The organism is Anaeromassilibacillus sp. SJQ-5 (genome assembly GCF_054108045.1).
The window spans coordinates 616,987-636,016 of the sequence record NZ_JBPJWQ010000001.1; the positions used below are offsets into that span (position 1 = coordinate 616,987).

At 60.7% G+C, this 19,030-nt stretch carries 17 protein-coding genes and 1 riboswitch; of the genes, 10 read left to right on the forward strand and 7 right to left on the reverse strand.

The window, feature by feature from the left end; translation table 11 throughout:
- Positions 1–12: 12 nt before the first annotated feature.
- From ACSAMM_RS02510 to cobU, 4 genes are read right to left on the reverse strand one after another with little or no spacing between them, the layout of a single operon-like run.
- A complete protein-coding gene (locus tag ACSAMM_RS02510) occupies positions 13–2,367 on the reverse strand; it encodes a transglutaminase domain-containing protein (RefSeq protein ID WP_457789529.1) in 2,355 nt (784 codons plus the stop codon).
- Positions 2,364–3,551, reverse strand: a complete 1,188-nt coding sequence (locus ACSAMM_RS02515; RefSeq protein WP_457789531.1) for a DUF58 domain-containing protein — start codon at positions 3,549–3,551, stop codon at positions 2,364–2,366. The genes ACSAMM_RS02510 and ACSAMM_RS02515 overlap by 4 nt, the downstream gene beginning before the upstream one ends.
- Positions 3,548–4,486 carry an AAA family ATPase gene (locus ACSAMM_RS02520; RefSeq protein WP_178721669.1) on the reverse strand — a complete coding sequence of 313 codons (939 nt, stop codon included), beginning with the start codon at positions 4,484–4,486 and terminating at the stop codon, positions 3,548–3,550. Before ACSAMM_RS02520 ends, ACSAMM_RS02515 begins: the two co-directional genes overlap by 4 nt.
- A gap of 27 nt (positions 4,487–4,513) precedes the next feature.
- Positions 4,514–5,062, reverse strand: a complete 549-nt coding sequence (gene cobU, locus ACSAMM_RS02525) for a bifunctional adenosylcobinamide kinase/adenosylcobinamide-phosphate guanylyltransferase (RefSeq protein WP_457789533.1) — start codon at positions 5,060–5,062, stop codon at positions 4,514–4,516.
- Between the two features lie 178 nt (positions 5,063–5,240).
- On the opposite strand from cobU, the gene ACSAMM_RS02530 reads away from it, so the two are divergent.
- The 10 genes from ACSAMM_RS02530 to folE all read left to right on the forward strand — a co-directional run bounded on the left by ACSAMM_RS02530 (position 5,241) and on the right by folE (position 17,055).
- Positions 5,241–5,945: a DUF2461 family protein gene (locus tag ACSAMM_RS02530; RefSeq protein WP_178721671.1), complete on the forward strand. Its 705-nt coding sequence runs from the start codon at positions 5,241–5,243 to the stop codon at positions 5,943–5,945.
- Between the two features lie 74 nt (positions 5,946–6,019).
- A complete protein-coding gene (locus ACSAMM_RS02535) occupies positions 6,020–7,300 on the forward strand; it encodes an MFS transporter (RefSeq protein ID WP_178721673.1) in 1,281 nt (426 codons plus the stop codon).
- 30 nt (positions 7,301–7,330) lie between these two features.
- Positions 7,331–8,161 (forward strand): glycerophosphodiester phosphodiesterase family protein, encoded by an 831-nt coding sequence (locus ACSAMM_RS02540; protein WP_457789535.1) that lies wholly within the window; start codon positions 7,331–7,333, stop codon positions 8,159–8,161.
- 12 nt (positions 8,162–8,173) lie between these two features.
- The gene (locus ACSAMM_RS02545) at positions 8,174–8,725 is read left to right on the forward strand and encodes a TIGR01440 family protein (protein ID WP_178721681.1); all 552 of its coding nucleotides are present in this window, start codon (positions 8,174–8,176) and stop codon (positions 8,723–8,725) included.
- 32 nt (positions 8,726–8,757) lie between these two features.
- The gene (locus tag ACSAMM_RS02550; protein ID WP_457789537.1) at positions 8,758–9,906 is read left to right on the forward strand and encodes a GNAT family N-acetyltransferase; all 1,149 of its coding nucleotides are present in this window, start codon (positions 8,758–8,760) and stop codon (positions 9,904–9,906) included.
- Positions 9,907–10,286: 380 nt separating this feature from the next.
- Positions 10,287–12,266 (forward strand): 1,4-alpha-glucan branching protein GlgB, encoded by a 1,980-nt coding sequence (gene glgB / locus ACSAMM_RS02555; protein ID WP_457789539.1) that lies wholly within the window; start codon positions 10,287–10,289, stop codon positions 12,264–12,266.
- A 42-nt stretch (positions 12,267–12,308) separates the two neighbouring features.
- A complete protein-coding gene (locus ACSAMM_RS02560; RefSeq protein ID WP_457789541.1) occupies positions 12,309–13,523 on the forward strand; it encodes a glucose-1-phosphate adenylyltransferase in 1,215 nt (404 codons plus the stop codon).
- 1 nt (position 13,524) lies between these two features.
- A complete protein-coding gene (gene glgD / locus ACSAMM_RS02565; protein WP_457789543.1) occupies positions 13,525–14,637 on the forward strand; it encodes a glucose-1-phosphate adenylyltransferase subunit GlgD in 1,113 nt (370 codons plus the stop codon).
- 63 nt (positions 14,638–14,700) lie between these two features.
- Positions 14,701–16,125: a glycogen synthase GlgA gene (glgA, locus tag ACSAMM_RS02570; protein ID WP_457789545.1), complete on the forward strand. Its 1,425-nt coding sequence runs from the start codon at positions 14,701–14,703 to the stop codon at positions 16,123–16,125.
- 369 nt (positions 16,126–16,494) lie between these two features.
- A complete protein-coding gene (gene folE / locus ACSAMM_RS02575; RefSeq protein ID WP_178720867.1) occupies positions 16,495–17,055 on the forward strand; it encodes a GTP cyclohydrolase I FolE in 561 nt (186 codons plus the stop codon).
- A gap of 69 nt (positions 17,056–17,124) precedes the next feature.
- Here the strand turns inward: folE and ACSAMM_RS02580 are convergent, their stop codons facing one another.
- The 3 genes from ACSAMM_RS02580 to ACSAMM_RS02590 form a co-directional block, all read right to left on the reverse strand.
- Positions 17,125–17,685: an NINE protein gene (locus tag ACSAMM_RS02580; RefSeq protein WP_457789547.1), complete on the reverse strand. Its 561-nt coding sequence runs from the start codon at positions 17,683–17,685 to the stop codon at positions 17,125–17,127.
- 225 nt (positions 17,686–17,910) lie between these two features.
- Positions 17,911–18,366, reverse strand: a complete 456-nt coding sequence (locus ACSAMM_RS02585) for a EutP/PduV family microcompartment system protein (RefSeq protein WP_178720869.1) — start codon at positions 18,364–18,366, stop codon at positions 17,911–17,913.
- Positions 18,366–18,725: a BMC domain-containing protein gene (locus ACSAMM_RS02590; RefSeq protein ID WP_178720870.1), complete on the reverse strand. Its 360-nt coding sequence runs from the start codon at positions 18,723–18,725 to the stop codon at positions 18,366–18,368. Before ACSAMM_RS02590 ends, ACSAMM_RS02585 begins: the two co-directional genes overlap by 1 nt.
- A gap of 118 nt (positions 18,726–18,843) precedes the next feature.
- Positions 18,844–19,003, forward strand: a riboswitch (FMN riboswitch).
- Positions 19,004–19,030: the final 27 nt, after the last annotated feature.

A 19,030-nucleotide genomic window follows, 5' to 3' on the forward strand; every position in this document is an offset into this window, starting at 1 on the left:
TCTTTTTGGAAATTATCGGTGGCCTATCATCCGTTTCCAGAAATAGCGCCATCCGTTCATGTGTCCGCGCAGACAATCCTCGAGCTGCTCGTGGGCAGCGGCGATTTCCGCGACATGGCCGGCGGTCAGCGGCACTTCCCCGTAACGCCAATCCATCAGGCGGGTGAAAACGGGCGTCAGCTCCGGCTCCACATTGCCGCCCTCCAGAATGCGGGACGAGAACTGCAGCAGCGTCTCGCCGGTGTGCGGCGTATAGCCGAGAGCGGCCAGCTGCCGCAGCAGATCGGCGTAATAGTAGGCCGCTTGCCCCGCGGGGTCCGGGAATTTCTTTTGCACATAGTCCGGCCGGTACATCATCCGGAAGCGCTGGAGACGCCACAGCAGCCAGCCCAAAGCGGCCAGCAGCGCCAGACAGGGGAGAAGGAGCCAGGCCCATGGCGGCAGGGAAACCGGCTCGCCGGGCTCTTGGGGGACGGTGGTGGCGGAGACGGCCGGCGGTGCGGTAGTCGTGGGAATGTCCGGGCGGGTGGTGGTCGTGGGTTCCTTCGTGGTCGTGGTGCCGCCGGGCATAGGGGCGAAGGGCTCCGGGTCGTCCGGCGTGCCCGCCGACTGCGGAGGACGCGGCTGATTATAGCCCGAGGACGCCGTGGGATCGAAGGCCACCCAGCCGATGCCGTAGAAATAGCATTCCACCCAGGCGTGGGCGTTTTTCTGCAGGGCGATCCAGGTGCCGTTGCCGTTGGACTCCAGGCCGTAGCCCACCACAAACCTGGCGGGAATGCCTTGGGTGCGGGCCATCACGGCCATGGCGGAGGCAAAATACACGCAGTAGCCCTGCTTGGTCTGGAGAAAATACTCCACAAAATCGGTGCCCCGGGGCACGTCGCCCGGGGTGAGGGTATAGGTGTAGTTGCCGCGCAGATAGCTTTCCAGGGCGGCCATTTTGGCATAAGGGGTCGGCGCGCTGGCGGTAACCTGCCGGGCGAGCTCCTCCACACCGCCCGACAAATGCGAGGGCAGCCGGGTGTATTGATACTGGATGGAGGAATAGTCCGCATCCATGGTGTCCCCGGCTGCTCTTTCCAGGGCGGTCATGCTCTCCATGAACCCCTCTTCCTGCCGGTTGAGCCACTCGGTGGTGAACGAATACCGGGTTTTAGAGGGCAGAAGCGTCTGGACAAACAGCTCGGAACGCGGATTGAACATGGGCGGCTGGTTTTTGGCGTCCAGCATGGTCAGGGTCTGCATCCGGCCATAGCCGTAGAGGCTGGAGCTCCGGTTCAGCAGGGTGACCTGGGCGCTGACCGGGGTCATCAGCGACTGCCACAGCGCGGCGCCCGCGTCGCTGAAGGGCTTGCCGATGTCGAAGGCGCGGCGGTATTGATCGCTGAACCGTTCGCTGTCGAACCGATATATGTCGTCTTCGGCGTTTGTCCAACCGCTGCCGGTGTATTCCTCATAGACCCGCCCTTTCATCAGGGTGGGGATCGGCGTATCCACCTGCATGACGGGGGAATAATTGTCCAGGCGGATATCGCCGCCCAGATGATCGGCGTTCGGCTGCAGGCCAATGGACTTCAGGGTGATAGGCCGATACATGTCGTTATCCCCCTGCAGGTTGAGCATCGACGCAAAATCCGCGGCCATGTTGGCCATGGGCCGCCATTTCCAGGCGGAGGTGTCCGATGGGAGCAGCAGGGCCGCCAGAACGCTCAGCGCGGCGCAGACGGCCGCTGCCGCCAGGCGCGTGGGGCGCAGCGCGGTCAGCACAGTGGGCGAGAAGGGGGAGGGCCGGCGCGGCTGAAAGCTGCGGGCCAGCAGGGGGAGAAGGCCGGCCGTCATCCACGCCATGGCGGGGATGTTGTTGTGAAAGCCGTTGAGCCCGATGATCAAAAACAGCAGACAGCCGGCCAAGGCGATAAAAACGGCCGAATGGGTCAGCCTCACGCAGAGATACAGCGTGCAGGTGATGCCGATATGGATCAGCCACTGCACCAGCAGGATGTTCCCGGCAGTGTTGAGGGGAGAACGCCGGGGAAACAAGTCCATCCACCAGCGAAAAAGGCTGCCCAGGTACTCGAGGGCGGGGGTCAGAGCCCCGCTGACCGACAGGATGGCCGCCGTCAGGCAAAGCCCCGCCAGCAGCAGTATGGGAATCAGCCAGGTCCGCCGGTAAAACAAAAGGAGGATCCCGATGATCAGCAAAGGATGCAGCACGATGGCGGCCGGGCTGGCGTGAAAGCGAAACAGCTGGTCGAACGCCAGGATCACCCCGATGGACAGCAGCCAGCAGGACAGGCCGTCCAGCAGCAGATCCCAGCGGGCGTCCCGGGAGCGGGCCAAGGAGGAGCGATTTTCCGTATTCATAAGCTCTCCCCCATCTGCGCGAGAATATCCGCCGGGCTGGTGATGAGATACAGGTGCACATCCCCCGGACAGGACGCCCGCAGCTGCCGCGCATAGGGAAAGTCCGGACACAGGCAGGACACCAGGCAGCGGCGGCCCGCCAGAAGACGGAGAGTTTCCAGCAGCTCCGGCGTGGGGCGGTTGGTCAGCACATGCACCGAGCGCACGGCGCCCAGGTTGGCGTCCAGCAACGAGGATAAATCCAGGGGGAGCGGATCCGCCTGAAAGGGAAGCTCCGCCAGAAGGGTGTAAATCTCGGCGAAATCATCCGGCGAGCGCCCTGTCAGCTGAACGGAATCGGGGCCTTCCCCCCAGATTTCCACCGGCTGGCCCTCCGACAGGTAGAACAGCGCCAGCGTTCCCGCGCATTCGGCGGCCATGTCGGCATATCCCGGAATATCCACGCCGGCGGGGGCCCCGGTGTCCATCACCAGCAGGTTGTACTGTTCGGTGGACATCTCATACTGGCGGGTATACAGCTCCTGGGTGCGGATGCTTTGCTTCCAGTGGATCCGCTTGAGCGAGTCGCCGTCCCGGTACTGCCGGGTGCCGGAGAAACTGTCCCCGTGATCGGTGACGACAGCCTTTGCAGTCGAGTCTTCCGCTAAAATCGCGGGGGAAAGGGGCTCGCCGGTCAGCTCATACAGCTGCGGATACACCGTCAGGGCCAGTTCCCGGTTGTTCAGCGCCTGCTTTCCCAGCAGCGGAAAGGAAAACAAGCCGAAAATGTCGTGAACGCGTACCTTGTCCACCCGGACGCTCCACACCCCGCGGTGGGGGCAATACACCCGCAGCGACAAGTCGGGCCGCTTGCCGCCGGGCATGAGGGCGAAATGGAACTGCCCCTCCGACGGCAGGGCGGAGGGAACCGGCAGCTTCACCCAGAGCCGCACCACCGCCGGCAGCGGCAGAAAACGGACCATCCGCACCCGCAGCGTGGCCGATTCTCCCCGCACGGCCTTGTCGGCGTCCAGCGTCTGAACGCAGCGCAGGGTGCAGGCGGCCAGCAGAGCGGACAGGCAGGCGTACAGCAGCAGAATATCCAGCACAAAGACGATGAAATACACTTCGCGCAGACCGGTCCCCAGTCCTATCAGCAGCACGAGAACCAGGGTGACCGCCGCGCCGATCCCCCGCCCCGTCATGGCACGGTGGGGACGGGAATGGTATGAAGCACGGCGGCAATGACGTTTTCCGGCGTCTGCCGGCGCAGCCCCGCCTTGGTGCGCATCACCATCCGGTGGCAGAGCACGGGCCTTGCCATCCGCTGCACGTCGTCCGGCAGCACGTAGCCACGGCCCTCCAGCAGGGCCGCTCCCTTGGCAGCCTGCATCAGGGCGATGGAGCCCCGGGGGCTGATCCCCAGCGCCACGTCCGCCAGGGAGCGGGTGGCCTCCGCGATGGAAACGACATAGTCCATGACCGCGGGGGCGCAGCGGATGCCGTCCAGCATCTGCTGCATTTGGATGACGTCCTGCGCGGAAGCCACCGGCTGCAGCCTGGGCGCCGTGCGCTGCGGACGGTGATTGGCCAGGATATTCATTTCCTCCTGATGGGTGGGATAGCCCATGGAAATGCGCATGAAAAAGCGATCCAGCTGGGCTTCGGGCAGGGGATAGGTGCCGGCGGTTTCCACCGGGTTCTGGGTGGCCAGCACCATGAAGGGCGCGGGCGCGGTATAGGTCTGCCCGTCGATGGTCACCTGGTTTTCCTGCATGATTTCCAGCAGGGCCGACTGGGTTTTGGGGCTGGTGCGGTTGATTTCATCCGCCAGCACGATCTGGTTCATGATGCTGCCCAGGTGCAGCTCCTGCTCGCCGGTTTTCAGGTTGAACATCGTGAAGCCGGTGATGTCGGAGGGAAGCACGTCGGGCGTGAATTGGATGCGCTTAAAGGTGCAGCCCAGAGACGACGCCAGGGCCGAGGCAAGCGTGGTTTTGCCCAGGCCCGGCATGTCCTCGATGAGCACGTGGCCCGAGCAGACCAGGGAAATCAGCAGGTGATCGATGACGGTATCCTTGCCGACGATGACCTGCCGGATATTGCTGCGGATATCGTCCAGTGTGTGTAAGTAATCCATGTCGTACCCCTTTACCCTCTTTTGTCTTTATTTCAGCCGGATGGGAAACCCGCAGGCCATGAAATACGCCTCATCCGCCTGCGCCGCCAGCTGTTGATTCACCTTTCCCAGAATATCGGCGAAAATCCGCCCCATGCGGTAGGGCGCCACCAGGCCGAGCCCCACCTCGCCGGTGACCAGCACGGCCAGCCCGCTTCTTTGCCGCAGGCCGGACAGCAGCCGGTCGATTTCCTCCTCAATATGGGCCTCGATTTCCTCCACGCGGGCCCGGGAGAGCGCCTCGTACTCCGGCTCCTCGTCCAGCATGAGATTGGTCACCATGTTGGTCACGCAGTCCAGCAGCACGTCGCCCTCGGGATGGGCGCGCAGCACCTCGTCCAGGGCGGCGCTGGCCTCCGCCGTCACCCAATGGGCGGGCCGCCGGCTCCGGTGCGCCTCAATGCGCCGGGCCATTTCTCCGTCCAGGCAGCGGGCGGTGGCGATGTACAGCACCGCAGGGCTGCCGGCGAGAAGCCGCTCCGCCTGGGCGCTCTTGCCGCTGCGCACGCCGCCGGTCAGCAATATCAGATGGGACAACCGATCCTCTCCTTTTCGGGTTTACATGCTTTTTATTATACAGAAAGTTGGAAGGAATGTCCATGATTTGGCGGATTTTTCACACGTCTTTGCCGGTGGCGGCAGGAAAATTTTTATGCTATAATATTGGGTAGTTTGACGAGGGCTATACGGCCCTGGACATAAAGGATGTGCTGACATGAGCAATTTTGCCGGAATCACCCCCGACGCCATGTGGCTGCTGGCGGAAAACCGCTTCCACGACAGCAAGAGCTTTTACGAAGAAAAAAAGCCGCAAATCCAGGCGCAGGTGCTGCGTCCCCTGCGCGCCCTGCTGGAGGATTTGACCCCCTTCATGCTGGACATCGATCCGCAGTTTGTCACCGAGCCGGGCCGCAACGGCAATATCAGCCGGATCCGCCGGGACAACCGGTACACCCGGGATAAATCCATGTATCGGGAGAACGCCTGGATCGTCTTCGAACGGGACAAAAAGGCGTGGGTGTGCAGCCCCGGCTTTTTTGTGGATATTTCCGGGCAGGGCAGCTCCTGGGGCATGGGTTTTTACCAGTGCCCGCCCGTTTTCCTGCAGTTCCTCCGTCGGAGGATGGACGAGAATCCCCGTCCGTTTATCCGGGCGGTGGAGCGGGCGCAGGCGGCCGGCTTCTCCCCCATGGGCGATCGGTATGCCCGCCCCAAAAAGCCGGACGCGCCGGCGGCCCTGGACGGGCTGTACAACCGCAAGTCGGTGGATATGATCCGGGAAGAAAGCGATATGGCGTTTTTCGGCGGGCCTGAATTGGCCGATACCCTGCGCCGCGGATTTGCGGAACTGGCGCCTCTGTACCATCTGCTCATGGAGGCGATCGAGGCTTTCGCGGAAATTCTCCCGGATCATCGCTGAATCTTCCCCGGATTTTCTTGTGGTTTTTACAAGGGGATGCTACAATTGAATAAAAATGATGGCGGAGGCAGAATATGAAACTGAATTACCGGCGTACCTTTTTTGTGGGCCTGGCATTCCTTTCCATTTGCGCCTTCTGGCAGATGTACGACAATGTCATCCCCCTCATTCTCAAGAACACCTTTCATCTGGGGGAAACGTGGACCGGCGTGGTCATGGCGATGGACAACGTGCTGGCCCTTATGCTCCTGCCCCTGTTCGGCATGCTGTCCGACAAGCTGCGTACGCCCTTGGGCCGGCGGACGCCGTTTATTCTGGTGGGAACCGTGCTGGCCGTTATCTGCATGATCCTTCTGCCTGTCACGGATAACGCCGGCAGCCTGACCGGCTTTTTCATCGCTTTGGGCGCGGTGCTGCTGTCCATGGGCTTTTACCGGTCGCCGGCCGTGGCTCTGATGCCCGACCTGACGCCCAAGCCCCTGCGCAGCAAGGCCAATGCCGTGATCAATCTGATGGGCGCTCTGGGCGGCATTTTCACGCTGGTGATGATCAGCGTCCTCGTGCCCAAAACGGGCCGGCCCGATTACATGCCCCTGTTCCTGTCGGTGGCGGCGGTCATGGTCGTCGCAGTGGTGGCGCTTCTTCTCACCATCCGGGAGAATCGGATGGCTCGGGAGGCCGCCGAGGCCTGGCCCGAGCCGGAGGAGGAACCGGTCAAGACGGGAGAAAAGAAAAAGCTGCCCCGTCCGGTGCTGCGCAGCCTGTTGTTTTTGCTGGCGTCCGTGTTTTTGTGGTTTACCGCCTATAACGCCGTCACCACCGCTTTCTCCCGGTACGCGGAGGAGGTGTGGGGGATGCAGGGGGGCGGTTTTGCCTCCTGCCTGATGGTGGCCACCGGCGTGGCTGTCGTCAGCTACCTGCCCATCGGGTTCCTGTCCAGCCGGTTCGGCCGCAAGAAGATGATTCTGGCCGGCATCCTTCTGATGTGCGCCGCCTATGTCAGCGGGATTTTCTTCGGACATTTCTCCCCGCTGCTGTATGTGGTTTTCGGCCTGACCGGCGTGGGCTGGGCGTCCATCAACGTCAATTCCTATCCCATGGTGGTGGAGATGGGCAGCGGTGCGGATGTGGGCAAGTACACCGGCATGTATTACTTTTTCTCCATGGGTGCGCAGGTGTTTACTCCCATTTTCTCCGGCGTCCTGCTGGAGCATATCAGCTACCGCACCCTGTTTCCTTACGCGGCGGTGTTTTCGCTGCTGTCCTTTATCACCATGCTGTTTGTCCGGCATGGCGATGTCAAACCACAGAAAAAAGCCAGCGTCCTGGAAAATTTCGACGTGGACGACGGCTGAAGCATATAGCAAGAAAGGAGGTGCTGCGGCGTGGGCTGGATAATCGCCGCCGCGGTTTTGGCGGCGCTGCTGCTTGTGTATGTGTTCCTGCTGATGCCCCGGCTGGCGGGCCGCCCCGATATGACGCCGCTGCGCGCTGTGCAGTACGCCCACCGGGGGCTGCACGACAACCGGTCGGACGCCCCTGAAAATTCCCTGAAGGCGTTCCGGCTGGCGGTGGAGCGGGGCTTCGGCATCGAACTGGACGTGCAGCTCTCCAAGGATAAGGTGCCGGTGGTTTTTCACGACGACAGCCTGCTCCGGGTCTGCGGCGTGGAAAAAAAGGTGGGGGAGCTGACCTTGGCGGAGCTGAAAACGCTGCGGCTGTTGGATTCTGCCGAAACCATCCCCACTTTTGAGGAATTCTTGCAGCTGGTGGACGGCCGGGTGCCCTTGATTGTGGAAATCAAGATGGCCTGGATGAACGCGGAGGTTTGTCCCGCGGCCCAGGCGCTGCTGGACGGCTACCGAGGCGTCTACTGCGTGGAATCCTTCAACCCGCTGGCCCTGCGCTGGTATAAGAAGAACCGGCCCCGGATTGCGCGGGGCCAGCTGGCCACCGATTTTCGCAAGGACAAGGAGCCGGGGAATCCGCTGCTGTTTTTTCTGCTGGGCAATTTGCTGCTCAACCGGCTGACTCGGCCGGATTTTATCGCCTATAACCATAAGCACGCCGACAAGTGGGGGTTCCGGATCTGCCGGAAGCTTTACCGCTCTTTCTGCGCCGCCTGGACGATCCGCTCCGAGGAGGAGTGGAAACAGGCCGGCCGGTGGTTCGACGTGCCGATTTTCGAGGGGTATATCCCACAATCCAAAGCGTAGGAGGCGTTGATGATGCTGGAAACGATTACCGCCCAGGCGAAGGCCGCGGCCGAGCAGCTGCTCGCGGCGGCCAAGCTGTCCACGGGGGATATTGTGGTGGTGGGCTGCTCCACCAGCGAGGTGGGGGGGCATGCCATCGGTACCGATTCAGTGCTGGAGGTGGCCGAGGCGGTGTTTGACGGTTTGTATCCCGTGCTGCAGCGGGCGGGCGTCTATCTGGCGGCGCAGTGCTGCGAGCATCTGAACCGCGCCCTGATTGTGGAGCGGGAGGCTGCCCGGCTGCATGGGCTGGAGCCGGTCAACGCGGTGCCCCAGCCCAAGGCGGGCGGCTCCTTTGCCACCACGGCGTATCGCCGGTTCGTCCGGCCCGTGGCCGTGGAAACGGTTGACGCCAGGGCGGGCATGGATATCGGGAACACGCTGATCGGCATGCATCTCGTCCCGGTGGCGGTGCCGGTGCGCCTGGAGATCAAAGCCATCGGCGAGGCGCCCGTGGTGTTTGCCAGGACGCGGCCCAAATTTATCGGCGGCTCCCGGGCGGTATACGATGAAGCGCTGCTGTAAGCCCACGACAAACGAAGAGGATGGATGCCGAAATGAGCGAGATACGGATTGAAAAGGGCTGTGCCGGGGAACTGCCGGACATACTAGATTTTGCCAATTATGTGTTCAGCCAGTCGTCGCAGCCCCACGATTTCCGCCGGCTGCTTCCCAAGCTGTACGGCGAGAACAGCGGCAGCGAGGGGTATCACTATCTGGTGCGGGAGGATGGACGGATCCGCGCCATGGTCTGCGCCATGCCGCTGTCCCTGCTGGTGGCGGGCAAGCCGCTGCGGGCGGCGGGGATCGGCACCGTGTCGGTGCATCCCTACGCCCGGGGCAAGGGCTACATGAAAGCCCTCATGAATCGGGCCATGGAGGACTTGAAAACGCAGGGCTACGCGATGGCTTTCCTGGGCGGCATGCGCCAGCGGTATGAATACTTTGGGTTCACGCCCACGGGCACGCGGGCGTCCTTCCATCTGACGGCTGGCAATCTGGCCCATCGGTATCCGGGGCTGTCCGGCGACGGTGTTTCTCTTTCGCCCTTGGAAGAGCCGTCTTCGCCCTGGTGCCGGGAAGCCTACGCGCTCTACCAGCTGCAGCCGATTAATGGGGCGCGCACGCTGCAAAATTCCTGCACCGTCGGCCGTAGCTGGGATGCCGATCTGCTCGCCGTCACGGCCGACGGCGCGTTCGCCGGCTATGTCTCGGCGGTGCGCGGCCATGTACAGGAGCTGGCGCTGACCGACGGCGCGCGACTCCCGCAAATCGGCGCCGCCCTGATGAAGCGGCAGAAAACGGATGCGCTGCATATCGATCTGCCGCTTTTTGAGACGGATACCGCCGGCTGGCTGGCCGATGTGGCGGAATACGGGACGATCGGAACGGACCACAAGTACCGGATTTTCGATTTTCCCGGGGTCACCCAGGCCTACCTGTGGTGCCGCGCGGCAATGGGGCCTTTGGCGGAGGGCCGTCTTGTGCTGGATATTCCCGGCGAATGCCGGATGAAAATCGAAGTCGCCTCAGGCCGGGCCTGCGTGGAAACCACCGAGGAAACGCCGGATCTGACGCTGTCTCCTTTTGAGGCCTCCCGCTTTCTCTTTTCCCCCATGGGCGGTTTCGTGCAGACGCCCGCGGGGAAGGTGCCGGCCGGCTGGTTTCCCCTGCCGCTGTTCGTTTCCGCCGTCGATGCCTGCTGAACACAGCCTTTGCGTTTTAAAAGAACGACGGAAAACTCCGCCGTTCTTTTTTTATCGGCAATTTTAAGGTTTCGACAGGTTTTGTAACATGGTTGGGATATACTAAGCGAATGTGGACTGCCCTGAAAAGCGATTTGTCTAGGAATACAAATTGATTGTTGTGCTTTATATACAAGTATATTGAATTTGTTAACAATTTGTTTTAAGAAACTTACCAAAAACGCTTGCAATTCACACAGGCAGTTGCTACAATAAAGGTAATCACTTCCAATCCGATGACAATCGGACATGCTGAATAAAACCTGTGGGCGAACTGCGGATATTCCCCGCGGCGCCCGCCGGGAATGGTTCGGCCGCCAATCCACCATGGAGGGATGCTCATGTACAGCAATCCGCGCGCCGGCATGATGCCGGAGATCGAACAGGCCTTGTCGGCCTTTTGCCGGGGACAGAACAGCCGCGCCTATGAGGTGCTCGGGTGCCATGCCGCCGGGGAGGATGGATATATTTTCCGGGTGTGGGCGCCCAACGCGCAAGCCGTGTCCCTGGTCGGCGATTTCAACAAATGGGATCCCGAGGCGCAGCCCCTGGAAAGGCTGACCGGCGGCGTCTGGGAATGCACGGCGCAGAATTTGCAGGAATACGATACGTACAAGTATCATATTGTAGATAAGCATGGACAAGGCGTGATGAAATCCGATCCCTTCGCCGCCCATTTTGAGACGCGCCCCGGCAACGCTTCCAAGGTGTTCAGCGTCGGCGGCTATGCCTGGGGAGACGGCAAGTGGCTGCGGGCCAAGGAGGAGGCTACCATTTACGACTGCCCGGTGAATATCTACGAGATTCACGCCGGTTCCTGGCGACAGTATCCCGACGGCAATCCCTTTTCCTATGAGAAGCTGGGGGACGAGCTGATCCCCTATGTGCTGGAAATGGGATACACCCACATCGAGATGATGCCCATCATGGAGTATCCCTTCGACGGCTCCTGGGGCTATCAGGTGACCGGTTATTACGCGCCCACCTCCCGGTACGGCACCCCCAAGGAGTTCATGCGGTTCATCGACCGCTGCCACCAGGCGGGGATAGGGGTGATCATCGACTGGGTGCCGGCCCATTTCCCCAAGGATCAATGCGGCCTGTATCATTTCGACGGGGGGCCCTGCTACGAATACGCCGATCCCCGCAAGGGCGAACACAAGGAATGGGGCACCTGCGTGTTCGACTACGGCCGTCCGGAGGTGCGCAGCTTCCTGATATCCAACGCCATGTATTGGCTGGAGGTCTTTCACGTGGACGGCATCCGGGTGGACGCGGTGGCCTCCATGCTGTACCTGGATTACAACCGGCGGGACGGGGAATGGATCCCCAACCGTTTCGGCGGCAAGGAGAACCTGGAAGCGGTGGAATTCCTTAAGGAGCTTAACGAGACGGTCTTCGCCGCCCATCCCAAGGCCATGATGATCGCGGAGGAATCCACCTCCTGGCCGATGGTATCCCGCCCCACCGCCGACGGCGGCCTTGGGTTCAATTACAAGTGGAACATGGGCTGGATGAACGATATGCTCCATTATCTCTCCCTGGATCCCTGGTTCCGGAAGTTCAATCACGACAACCTGACGTTTTCCTTTTTCTATGCCTTTTCCGAGAATTTCGTCCTGCCCATCTCCCACGACGAGGTGGTGCACGGCAAAGGCTCCCTCATCAACAAAATGCCCGGCACGTATGAGGAGAAATTCGCGGGCGTGCGGGCTTTTCTGGGCTATATGATGGCCCATCCGGGCAAAAAGCTGCTGTTTATGGGCAGCGAGTTCGGCCAGTTCAAGGAATGGGACTACGAAAGCGGGCTGGACTGGCTGCTGCTGGATTACGAAGCGCACCGGATGCTGCAGCATTTCACCAAATCGCTGAACCATTTCTACCGGGACAACGCGCCCCTGTGGGAAAATGACTTTTCCTGGGAGGGCTTCTCCTGGATCGCCCATGACGACTATACCCAAAGCATCATTTCCTTCCGCCGGATGGACAATCACGGCGGCGAGCTGGTGGCCCTGTGCAACTTTAACCCGGTCAAACGGGAGCATTACCGCATCGGCGCCCCGTTTTACGGCACCTATACCGAGGTGTTCAACACCGACGCCGCCGAGTTCGGCGGGCAGGGGATTACCAATGGCACCTTTGATACCGATCCGGTGCCGATGCATGGCTTCGAGCAGTCCATGGAGCTGACGATTCCGCCTTTGTCGGTGCTGTATTTCCGGCTGGTGCGGGAGAAAAAGCGTCCCGCCCCTAAAACGAACAAGAAGCCGGCCGCCGCAGCGGCCAAGCCCGCCGCGAAACCGCCAGCTAAGAAAAAATAGACCTGTGTTTGTTCCCCGCGATGAAATCAAGGAGGTATCGCCATGTTCCGCAAACAAGAATGTGTCGCCATGCTGCTGGCGGGCGGCCAGGGAAGCCGCCTGTATGCTCTGACCAGCCGTATCGCCAAGCCGGCCGTCCCTTATGGAGGGAAATACCGCATCATCGATTTCCCTTTGTCCAACTGCGTCAACTCCGGTATTGAGACGGTGGGGGTGCTGACGCAGTATCAGCCGCTGGAGCTCAACGATTATATCGGTTCCGGCCAGCCGTGGGACCTGGATCGGATGGACGCGGGGGTACACGTCCTGCCGCCTTATCAGCGCAGCCGCGGGGCCGACTGGTACAAGGGCACCGCCAACGCCATCTATCAGAATCTGGCCTTTATCGAGCGGTACGACCCGGAATATGTGCTGGTCCTCTCGGGCGATCATATCTATAAAATGGACTATTCCCAGATGATCGAGGCCCATAAGAAAAACGAGGCGGACTGCACCATCGCGGTGCTGGAGGTCGAGATGTCGGAGGCCAGCCGGTTCGGCATCCTCAACTGCAACGAGGACGGCTCGATTTACGAGTTCGATGAGAAGCCGGCCGTACCGAAGAGCAACCTGGCCTCCATGGGCATTTACGTGTTCAACTGGAAAAAGCTGCGGTACTATCTGACGGAGGACGAGAAAAACCGCAAATCCCAAAACGATTTCGGCAAAAACATACTGCCCGCCATGTTAGCGGCGGGGGAGAGAATGTGCGCCTATCGTTTTGAGGGCTACTGGAAGGATGTCGGCACCATCGAGAGCCTGTGGGAAGCCAATATGGATTTGCTCGACCCCAACGTCCCATTGGATTTGTCCGACACCGAATGGCGGATTTATTCCCGCAATCCCGGCCTGCCTCCCCACTATATCGCCGACGGCGCGTGTGTACAGAACAGCATGATTTCCGAAGGCGGCAACATTTACGGAAACGTGGATTTTTCGGTGATTTTTTCCGGCGTCACCATCGAGGAGGGCGCGGAAATCCGGGATTCCATCATCATGCCGGGGGCCTGCGTGCGGCGGGGTGCAAAGGTGCAATACGCCATCTTGGCGGAAAACGTGGAGGTGGGGGAAAACGCCATCATCGGCGCCCGCCCCGAGGACTGCCCCGACCTGGGCGATTGGGGCGTGGCGGTGGTCGCCGAGGGCGTCCATGTCCCGCCGGGCCAGATTATCCCGGCCAAAGCCATGATCGAATCCGACGGAAAGGGGAACGACTGATATGCGCAACAACAACGCCATGGGCATCCTGTTTTCCAATATGCACGACGAAGCCTTGCGGGATCTCACCGCGCTGCGGGCGCTGGGTTCGGTTCCCTTTGGCGGCCGGTACCGGCTTATTGACTTCACCCTGTCCAACATGGTCAACGCCGGCATTTCCAAGGTGGGTCTGGTGACCAAGCGGAATTACCAGTCGCTGATGGATCATCTGGGGTCCGGCAAGGCCTGGGATTTGTCCCGCAAGAATCAGGGCCTGTATTTCCTTCCTCCCTTTGGAACCAGCGAGGAAATGTACAACGGCCGGATCGTTTCTCTTGCGGAAATCGAGCCGTTCCTGCGCAATTCCAAGGAAGAATACGTCGTGATGTCCGACTGCCATGTGGTGGGCAACATTGACTACGACGCTCTGCTGGAGACTCACAGGGACAGCGGGGCCGATATTACCATCGCCTATAAGCGCGGCCCGGTCCCGGATACGCCGGATAATCTTCTGCTGTGGACGGCCGAGGACGGCCGGGTGAAGGACATCGTGCTCAATACTCGCCCGGCCGGGGAGTCCGCTTACGGCCTGGGCCTCTATGTCCTGCGTAAGGAATTGCTGCAGCGGCTGGTGGCCACCTGCCTGGGCCGCAACTACCATCATTTTGAACGGGACGTGCTGCAGCGGCAGGTGGAAAATATGCGGCTGTACGGCTACGAAGTGCCTGAGATGACCATGGTGATTTCCTCTCTGGGCAGCTATTTCGACGCCAATATGGCGCTGCTGAACGCCGAGGTGCGCCAGCAGCTGTTCCTGTCGAGCCGGCCCATCTATACCAAGGTGCGGGACTGCCCGCCCGCCCTCTACGGCCTGCACGCCTCGGTCAGCCATTCCCTGGTGGCCGACGGCGCCCGGGTGGACGGCACGGTGCGCAATTCCATCATCTTCCGCGACGTCAATATCGGCCGGGACGCCCGGGTGGAAAACTGCATCGTGATGCAGGGCACGGCGGTCGGCGCGGGGGCCAACCTGTGCTATGTGATTCTGGATAAAAACGTGTCTATACAGGACGGCCGGACGCTGCAGGGCTTCGGCAGCTATCCGATTTATATCGGCAAGGGATCCGCCGTGTAAAGCAGCGGCGGCAAACAAGCAGACTGTCTGTGCCGCCTGCGTGCGGCGGAATAGGAGGATACCATGAAAGTTTTGTATGCAACCAGCGAAGCGCTTCCCTTTGCCGCCTCAGGCGGCCTGGCGGATGTGGCGGGATCGCTGCCCCATGCGATGCGGGTGCGGCTGATCGGCTGCCGCGTGGTACTGCCCTTGTATGAATCGGTTCCGCAGGAGCTGCGGGACAACATGACCTTCCTGACCAGCCTGTCGGTTCCCGTGGCCTGGAGGCGGCAGTATTGCGGCGTGTTCGAGGCCCGCCACAACGGTGTGATTTACTATTTGCTGGACAACCAGTATTATTTCAAGCGCCCCGGCCTCTACGGCCATTACGACGACGCGGAGCGGTTTGCGTTCCTGTCCCGGGCGATTCTGGAAATGCTGGCGTACATCGATTTCAAACCCGATATCATCCACGCCAACGACTGGCAGACCGCCCTGGTTCCGGTGTATTACAGCCTGTTCTACGCCGGACGGGAGGGGTACGAAAATATCAAAACGGTTTTCACCATTCATAACATCCAGTACCAGGGCAAATACGGCATGGAAATCCTGGAGGATGTCTTTGGCATTCCGCAAAGCAGCAGAACCATCGTGGAGCAGGACGGCTGCGTCAACCTCATGAAGGGTGCCATCGAGATGGCCGACAAGGTGACCACCGTCAGCCCGACCTACGCGCAGGAAATCCTGGATCCCTGGTTCTCCCACGGCCTGGACACCATCCTGCGGGCGCGGGAATGGAAGCTGACCGGCATCCTCAACGGCATCGATACCGAGGGGTACAACCCCGAGACCGATCCGCTTATCTACAAGACCTATTCCGCCGACGATCCCTCTGGCAAGGCGGAAAACAAGCGGGCGCTTCAGGAACGCTTGAATTTGCCCGCGGCGGCGGATGTCCCCCTTATCGGCATGGTCACCCGGCTGGTGGCCCATAAGGGGCTGGATTTGGTCAAATACGTCCTGGACGAGCTTCTGCAGGAAAACCTGCAGGTGGTCATCCTGGGATCGGGCGACTGGGCCTATGAGAACTATTTCCGGGAGGTGCAGGGCCGCTATCCGCAGAAATTCTGTTACTGCGCGGGCTTCCTGCCAGAGCTGGCCCGGAAGATATACGCCGGCGCGGATATCTTCCTTATGCCCTCCAAGAGCGAGCCCTGCGGCCTGTCTCAGATGGTGGCCTGCCGGTATGGCACGGTTCCCGTCGTGCGGGAAACCGGCGGCTTGAAGGACAGCATCCGCGACTGCGGCGACGGCGAGGGCATGGGTTTCACCTTCAAGACCTACAACGCCAACGACATGTTGTACGCCATCCGCCGTTCGCTCGGCGCTTATGCGAACAAAACCGATTGGCCGGTTTTGATGGATCGGTGCCTGCGCACCGATTTCAGCTGGGGCCGCTCCGCCAACGAGTATATCAAGCTGTATCGCTCCCTGGTGAAAGAGGGCTGAGTGGAAAAGGATGCGGGACGGTAAATTCCCGCATCCTTTTTTGCTGTACCGCTCCCCAGCCTGAAGGCGGTTCCCGATACGAATTACTGTGCCCTCCTCGCAGGAGGCGGCGGAAGCCGTCTGCTTGTTTTCTTCCGAAACCTTGACGGAACCGGCGGATCCCGATATAATGAATGCCATGCGGCGCTGTCCCACAGAGCTGCTCTTTAGAGCAAGCAGTGAATAAAACGACACAAGTTCGGCAGTAAAAATGGCGTTGCGGGCGCCGCCTGATCCGGGCCTTCGCCTTGCCCCGCGCCATTTTTCCTCGTCTCCTTTTATGCCATTTCACTCGCCAATTGCTCTAGGAAGAGAAAGGAAGGATTTCCTATGGATACACAGCGCATCGAGGCGGCCGTGCGGGAGCTGCTCCTGGCGATCGGGGAGGACCCTGAACGGGAAGGGCTGCAGGAAACGCCCCGGCGGGTGGCGGCCATGTACACGGAGGTGTTTTCCGGCCTGGAGGAGGATCCCCACGCCCATGTGAAGATTTTTCACGAGGATTCTCCGGATGAAATGGTGACGGTGCGGGACATCCCGCTGTATTCCATGTGCGAGCACCATCTCCTGCCCTTCACCGGGGTGGCGCACATCGCCTATATTCCCAAAGACGGCCGGGTGATTGGCCTGTCCAAGCTGGCGCGCATCGTCAACACCTTCGCCCGCCGGCCGCAGCTGCAGGAGCGGCTGACCGCCCAGGTGGCGGATTTCCTGGAAAAGGAGCTGTCGCCCCAGGGGGTGGCGGTGATTATTGAGGCGGAACACCTGTGCATGACCATGCGGGGGGTGCGGGCCGCCGGCTCCCGGACGCAGACCTCCGCCCTGCGCGGCCGGATGAAAACCGATCCGCGCAGCCGTACAGAAACCCTGTCCCTATTGACCGGGAAATAAAAAGCAGGCCGCTTTTGAAGCGGCCTGCTTTTTTACAAGCACATATTATAATGGCAGCCTGCCGGCGGGTTAGTTCTTCAGGAACAGCCCCATGTTGTCGCGGAAGTTGCCGCAGGCGATCTGGATGATGTCGACGATCCAGCCGATGCCGCACAAGCCGCCGGTCAACAGATAGAGGATGCCCATGCCGACCTTGCCGACATAAAACCGATGGATACCGATGGTGCCCAGGAAAATGCAGAGAATGAGCGCGACCATCTTGCTCTTGGGGCTGATGCCGGGCATACCGGCGCCGCCCACGTTGTTGGTGTTCACATTGTTGACCACAATGGTCGGTACCTGCTGATACCCCTGGGGCGGCACCTGTTGATACCCCTGAGGCGGCATCTGTTGATACCCCTGGGGCGGTACCTGCTGATAGCCCTGAGGAGGAACCTGCTGATAGCCTTGCGGATAGCCCTGCTGCGGGGCCTGTTGATAGCCCTGCGTCGGAATCTGCTGAGCGTCCTGAACGGGTGCTTGCTGAACGTACTCCTGTCCCTGAACCGGGGCGGCCTGCTGTTCGCTCGCCGCGCAGAAAGGACAAACGTCGCCTTCGTAATTGCCGCCGCATTTCGGACATGTATTCATATTCTGCCACTCCTTATGTCCAGGCACAGGGAAAGCGACTGCCTGGATAAATTGTTATTGCTAGTATACCAGATTATTCGAGCCGTTTCAACAAGGAAATTGCAAAATCATGCAGGGGTCTCCCTGGAAAGACTGGTAAAATCCGCATGGGTTGTCTGCATTTCCGTAGTATATATGCTGGATGGCAGAAAAAAAGAACCCGGCCGTCGGCCCGGTTCTCCTGGTTCACGCGTTGTCCCACGGCAGAACGTCCCCCTCCTGCCGCAGATATTCGAGGATCCGCCAGACGCCGTCCCCGCTGGCGGCGCTGACATGAAACACTGTCTCGCACCCCGCCAGCCGCAGCCAAGCCTCCGCCTGCGCGGGGTTGGCGCGGGGTTGATCGATTTGGGTGACGATGCCGATGACCTCCCGGTTGGCGCTGGCCGCCACGCACGGGGGATAGAGGGAATACGGCTCCGTCGCGCTGAGCAGCAGCCCCACCACGTCGGCCTCGTAGGAATACAGCGCCAACGCCCGGCCGAGAAATTTGTTCTCGGCGTATTCGCCCGGGGTGTCGATGATGACGTCGAAATGGTTGACATATTGGGTCTTGTGATAATGAATGGTTTCTCCCCGCAGAGCCTGGGTCAGGGTGGTCTTGCCGCATTCGCTGCGCCCCACCAGCAGGATCTTTTTCATCAGGTGCGGGTCAGGGGGCAGACGGTGAAGCCCAGCACGTCCCGGGCGTAGTCTACAATGGCTTTCAGGGCGGCCTCCACCTCCGACACCCGTCCGGTCACGATCAGGGTGCCGCTGAACCGATCCACAAAGCCCAAATCCACGCCGGCGGTCTTGATGGCCAGATCTCCCGCGATGATGGCCGTTTCGCTTGGGCTCATGGTGAGAATGCCGATGGCCGCCTTGGCATAGTCCACCGCCGGGTTCAGCCCCAGCTTCTGATAGAGAATGTCGTCCGGGTTGGCGATGATATGCGCGAGGGTGATCTGCTTGCCCGGAACAAGCTCCTGCACGATGCGCGGCACGTTTTGTATATCCATAAGTTTATCCCCTCCGAAAATCCTTTCCAGTATACCACAGTCCCCTGCGCTTGGCAATCCTGCTAAAAAGCTTGACGACTTTTGGGTTGCGTGCTATACTTAGAAATCGAAAATATATGGTTGTCTTCGGGGCGGGGTGCGATTCCCCACCGGCGGTAAGGGAGCAGCCTCCCGCAGCCCGCGAACCCGGCGCGTTCAGTGCCGGGCCGATTTGGTGAAATTCCAAAGCCGACGGTATTCCGCAGCAGTGCGGTCAGTCCGGATGAAAGAAGACGTGCGCAGCCTCCTGCGTATGTTTCGTCCCA

Excerpts from the sequence above, each read along its gene's own strand:
- glgA (WP_457789545.1), top strand. The coding sequence starts at position 14,701 with ATGAAAGTTTTGTATGCAACCAGCGAAGCGCTTCCCTTTGCCGCCTCA.
- ACSAMM_RS02550 (WP_457789537.1), top strand. The coding sequence starts at position 8,758 with ATGAGCGAGATACGGATTGAAAAGGGCTGTGCCGGGGAACTGCCGGAC.
- glgD (WP_457789543.1), top strand. The coding sequence starts at position 13,525 with ATGCGCAACAACAACGCCATGGGCATCCTGTTTTCCAATATGCACGAC.
- ACSAMM_RS02535 (WP_178721673.1), top strand. The coding sequence starts at position 6,020 with ATGAAACTGAATTACCGGCGTACCTTTTTTGTGGGCCTGGCATTCCTT.
- ACSAMM_RS02585 (WP_178720869.1), bottom strand. The coding sequence starts at position 18,366 with ATGAAAAAGATCCTGCTGGTGGGGCGCAGCGAATGCGGCAAGACCACC.
- ACSAMM_RS02515 (WP_457789531.1), bottom strand. The coding sequence starts at position 3,551 with ATGACGGGGCGGGGGATCGGCGCGGCGGTCACCCTGGTTCTCGTGCTG.
- glgB (WP_457789539.1), top strand. The coding sequence starts at position 10,287 with ATGTACAGCAATCCGCGCGCCGGCATGATGCCGGAGATCGAACAGGCC.
- ACSAMM_RS02590 (WP_178720870.1), bottom strand. The coding sequence starts at position 18,725 with ATGGATATACAAAACGTGCCGCGCATCGTGCAGGAGCTTGTTCCGGGC.
- ACSAMM_RS02545 (WP_178721681.1), top strand. The coding sequence starts at position 8,174 with ATGCTGGAAACGATTACCGCCCAGGCGAAGGCCGCGGCCGAGCAGCTG.
- ACSAMM_RS02510 (WP_457789529.1), bottom strand. The coding sequence starts at position 2,367 with ATGAATACGGAAAATCGCTCCTCCTTGGCCCGCTCCCGGGACGCCCGC.
- ACSAMM_RS02520 (WP_178721669.1), bottom strand. The coding sequence starts at position 4,486 with ATGGATTACTTACACACACTGGACGATATCCGCAGCAATATCCGGCAG.
- folE (WP_178720867.1), top strand. The coding sequence starts at position 16,495 with ATGGATACACAGCGCATCGAGGCGGCCGTGCGGGAGCTGCTCCTGGCG.
- ACSAMM_RS02530 (WP_178721671.1), top strand. The coding sequence starts at position 5,241 with ATGAGCAATTTTGCCGGAATCACCCCCGACGCCATGTGGCTGCTGGCG.
- ACSAMM_RS02580 (WP_457789547.1), bottom strand. The coding sequence starts at position 17,685 with ATGAATACATGTCCGAAATGCGGCGGCAATTACGAAGGCGACGTTTGT.
- ACSAMM_RS02560 (WP_457789541.1), top strand. The coding sequence starts at position 12,309 with ATGTTCCGCAAACAAGAATGTGTCGCCATGCTGCTGGCGGGCGGCCAG.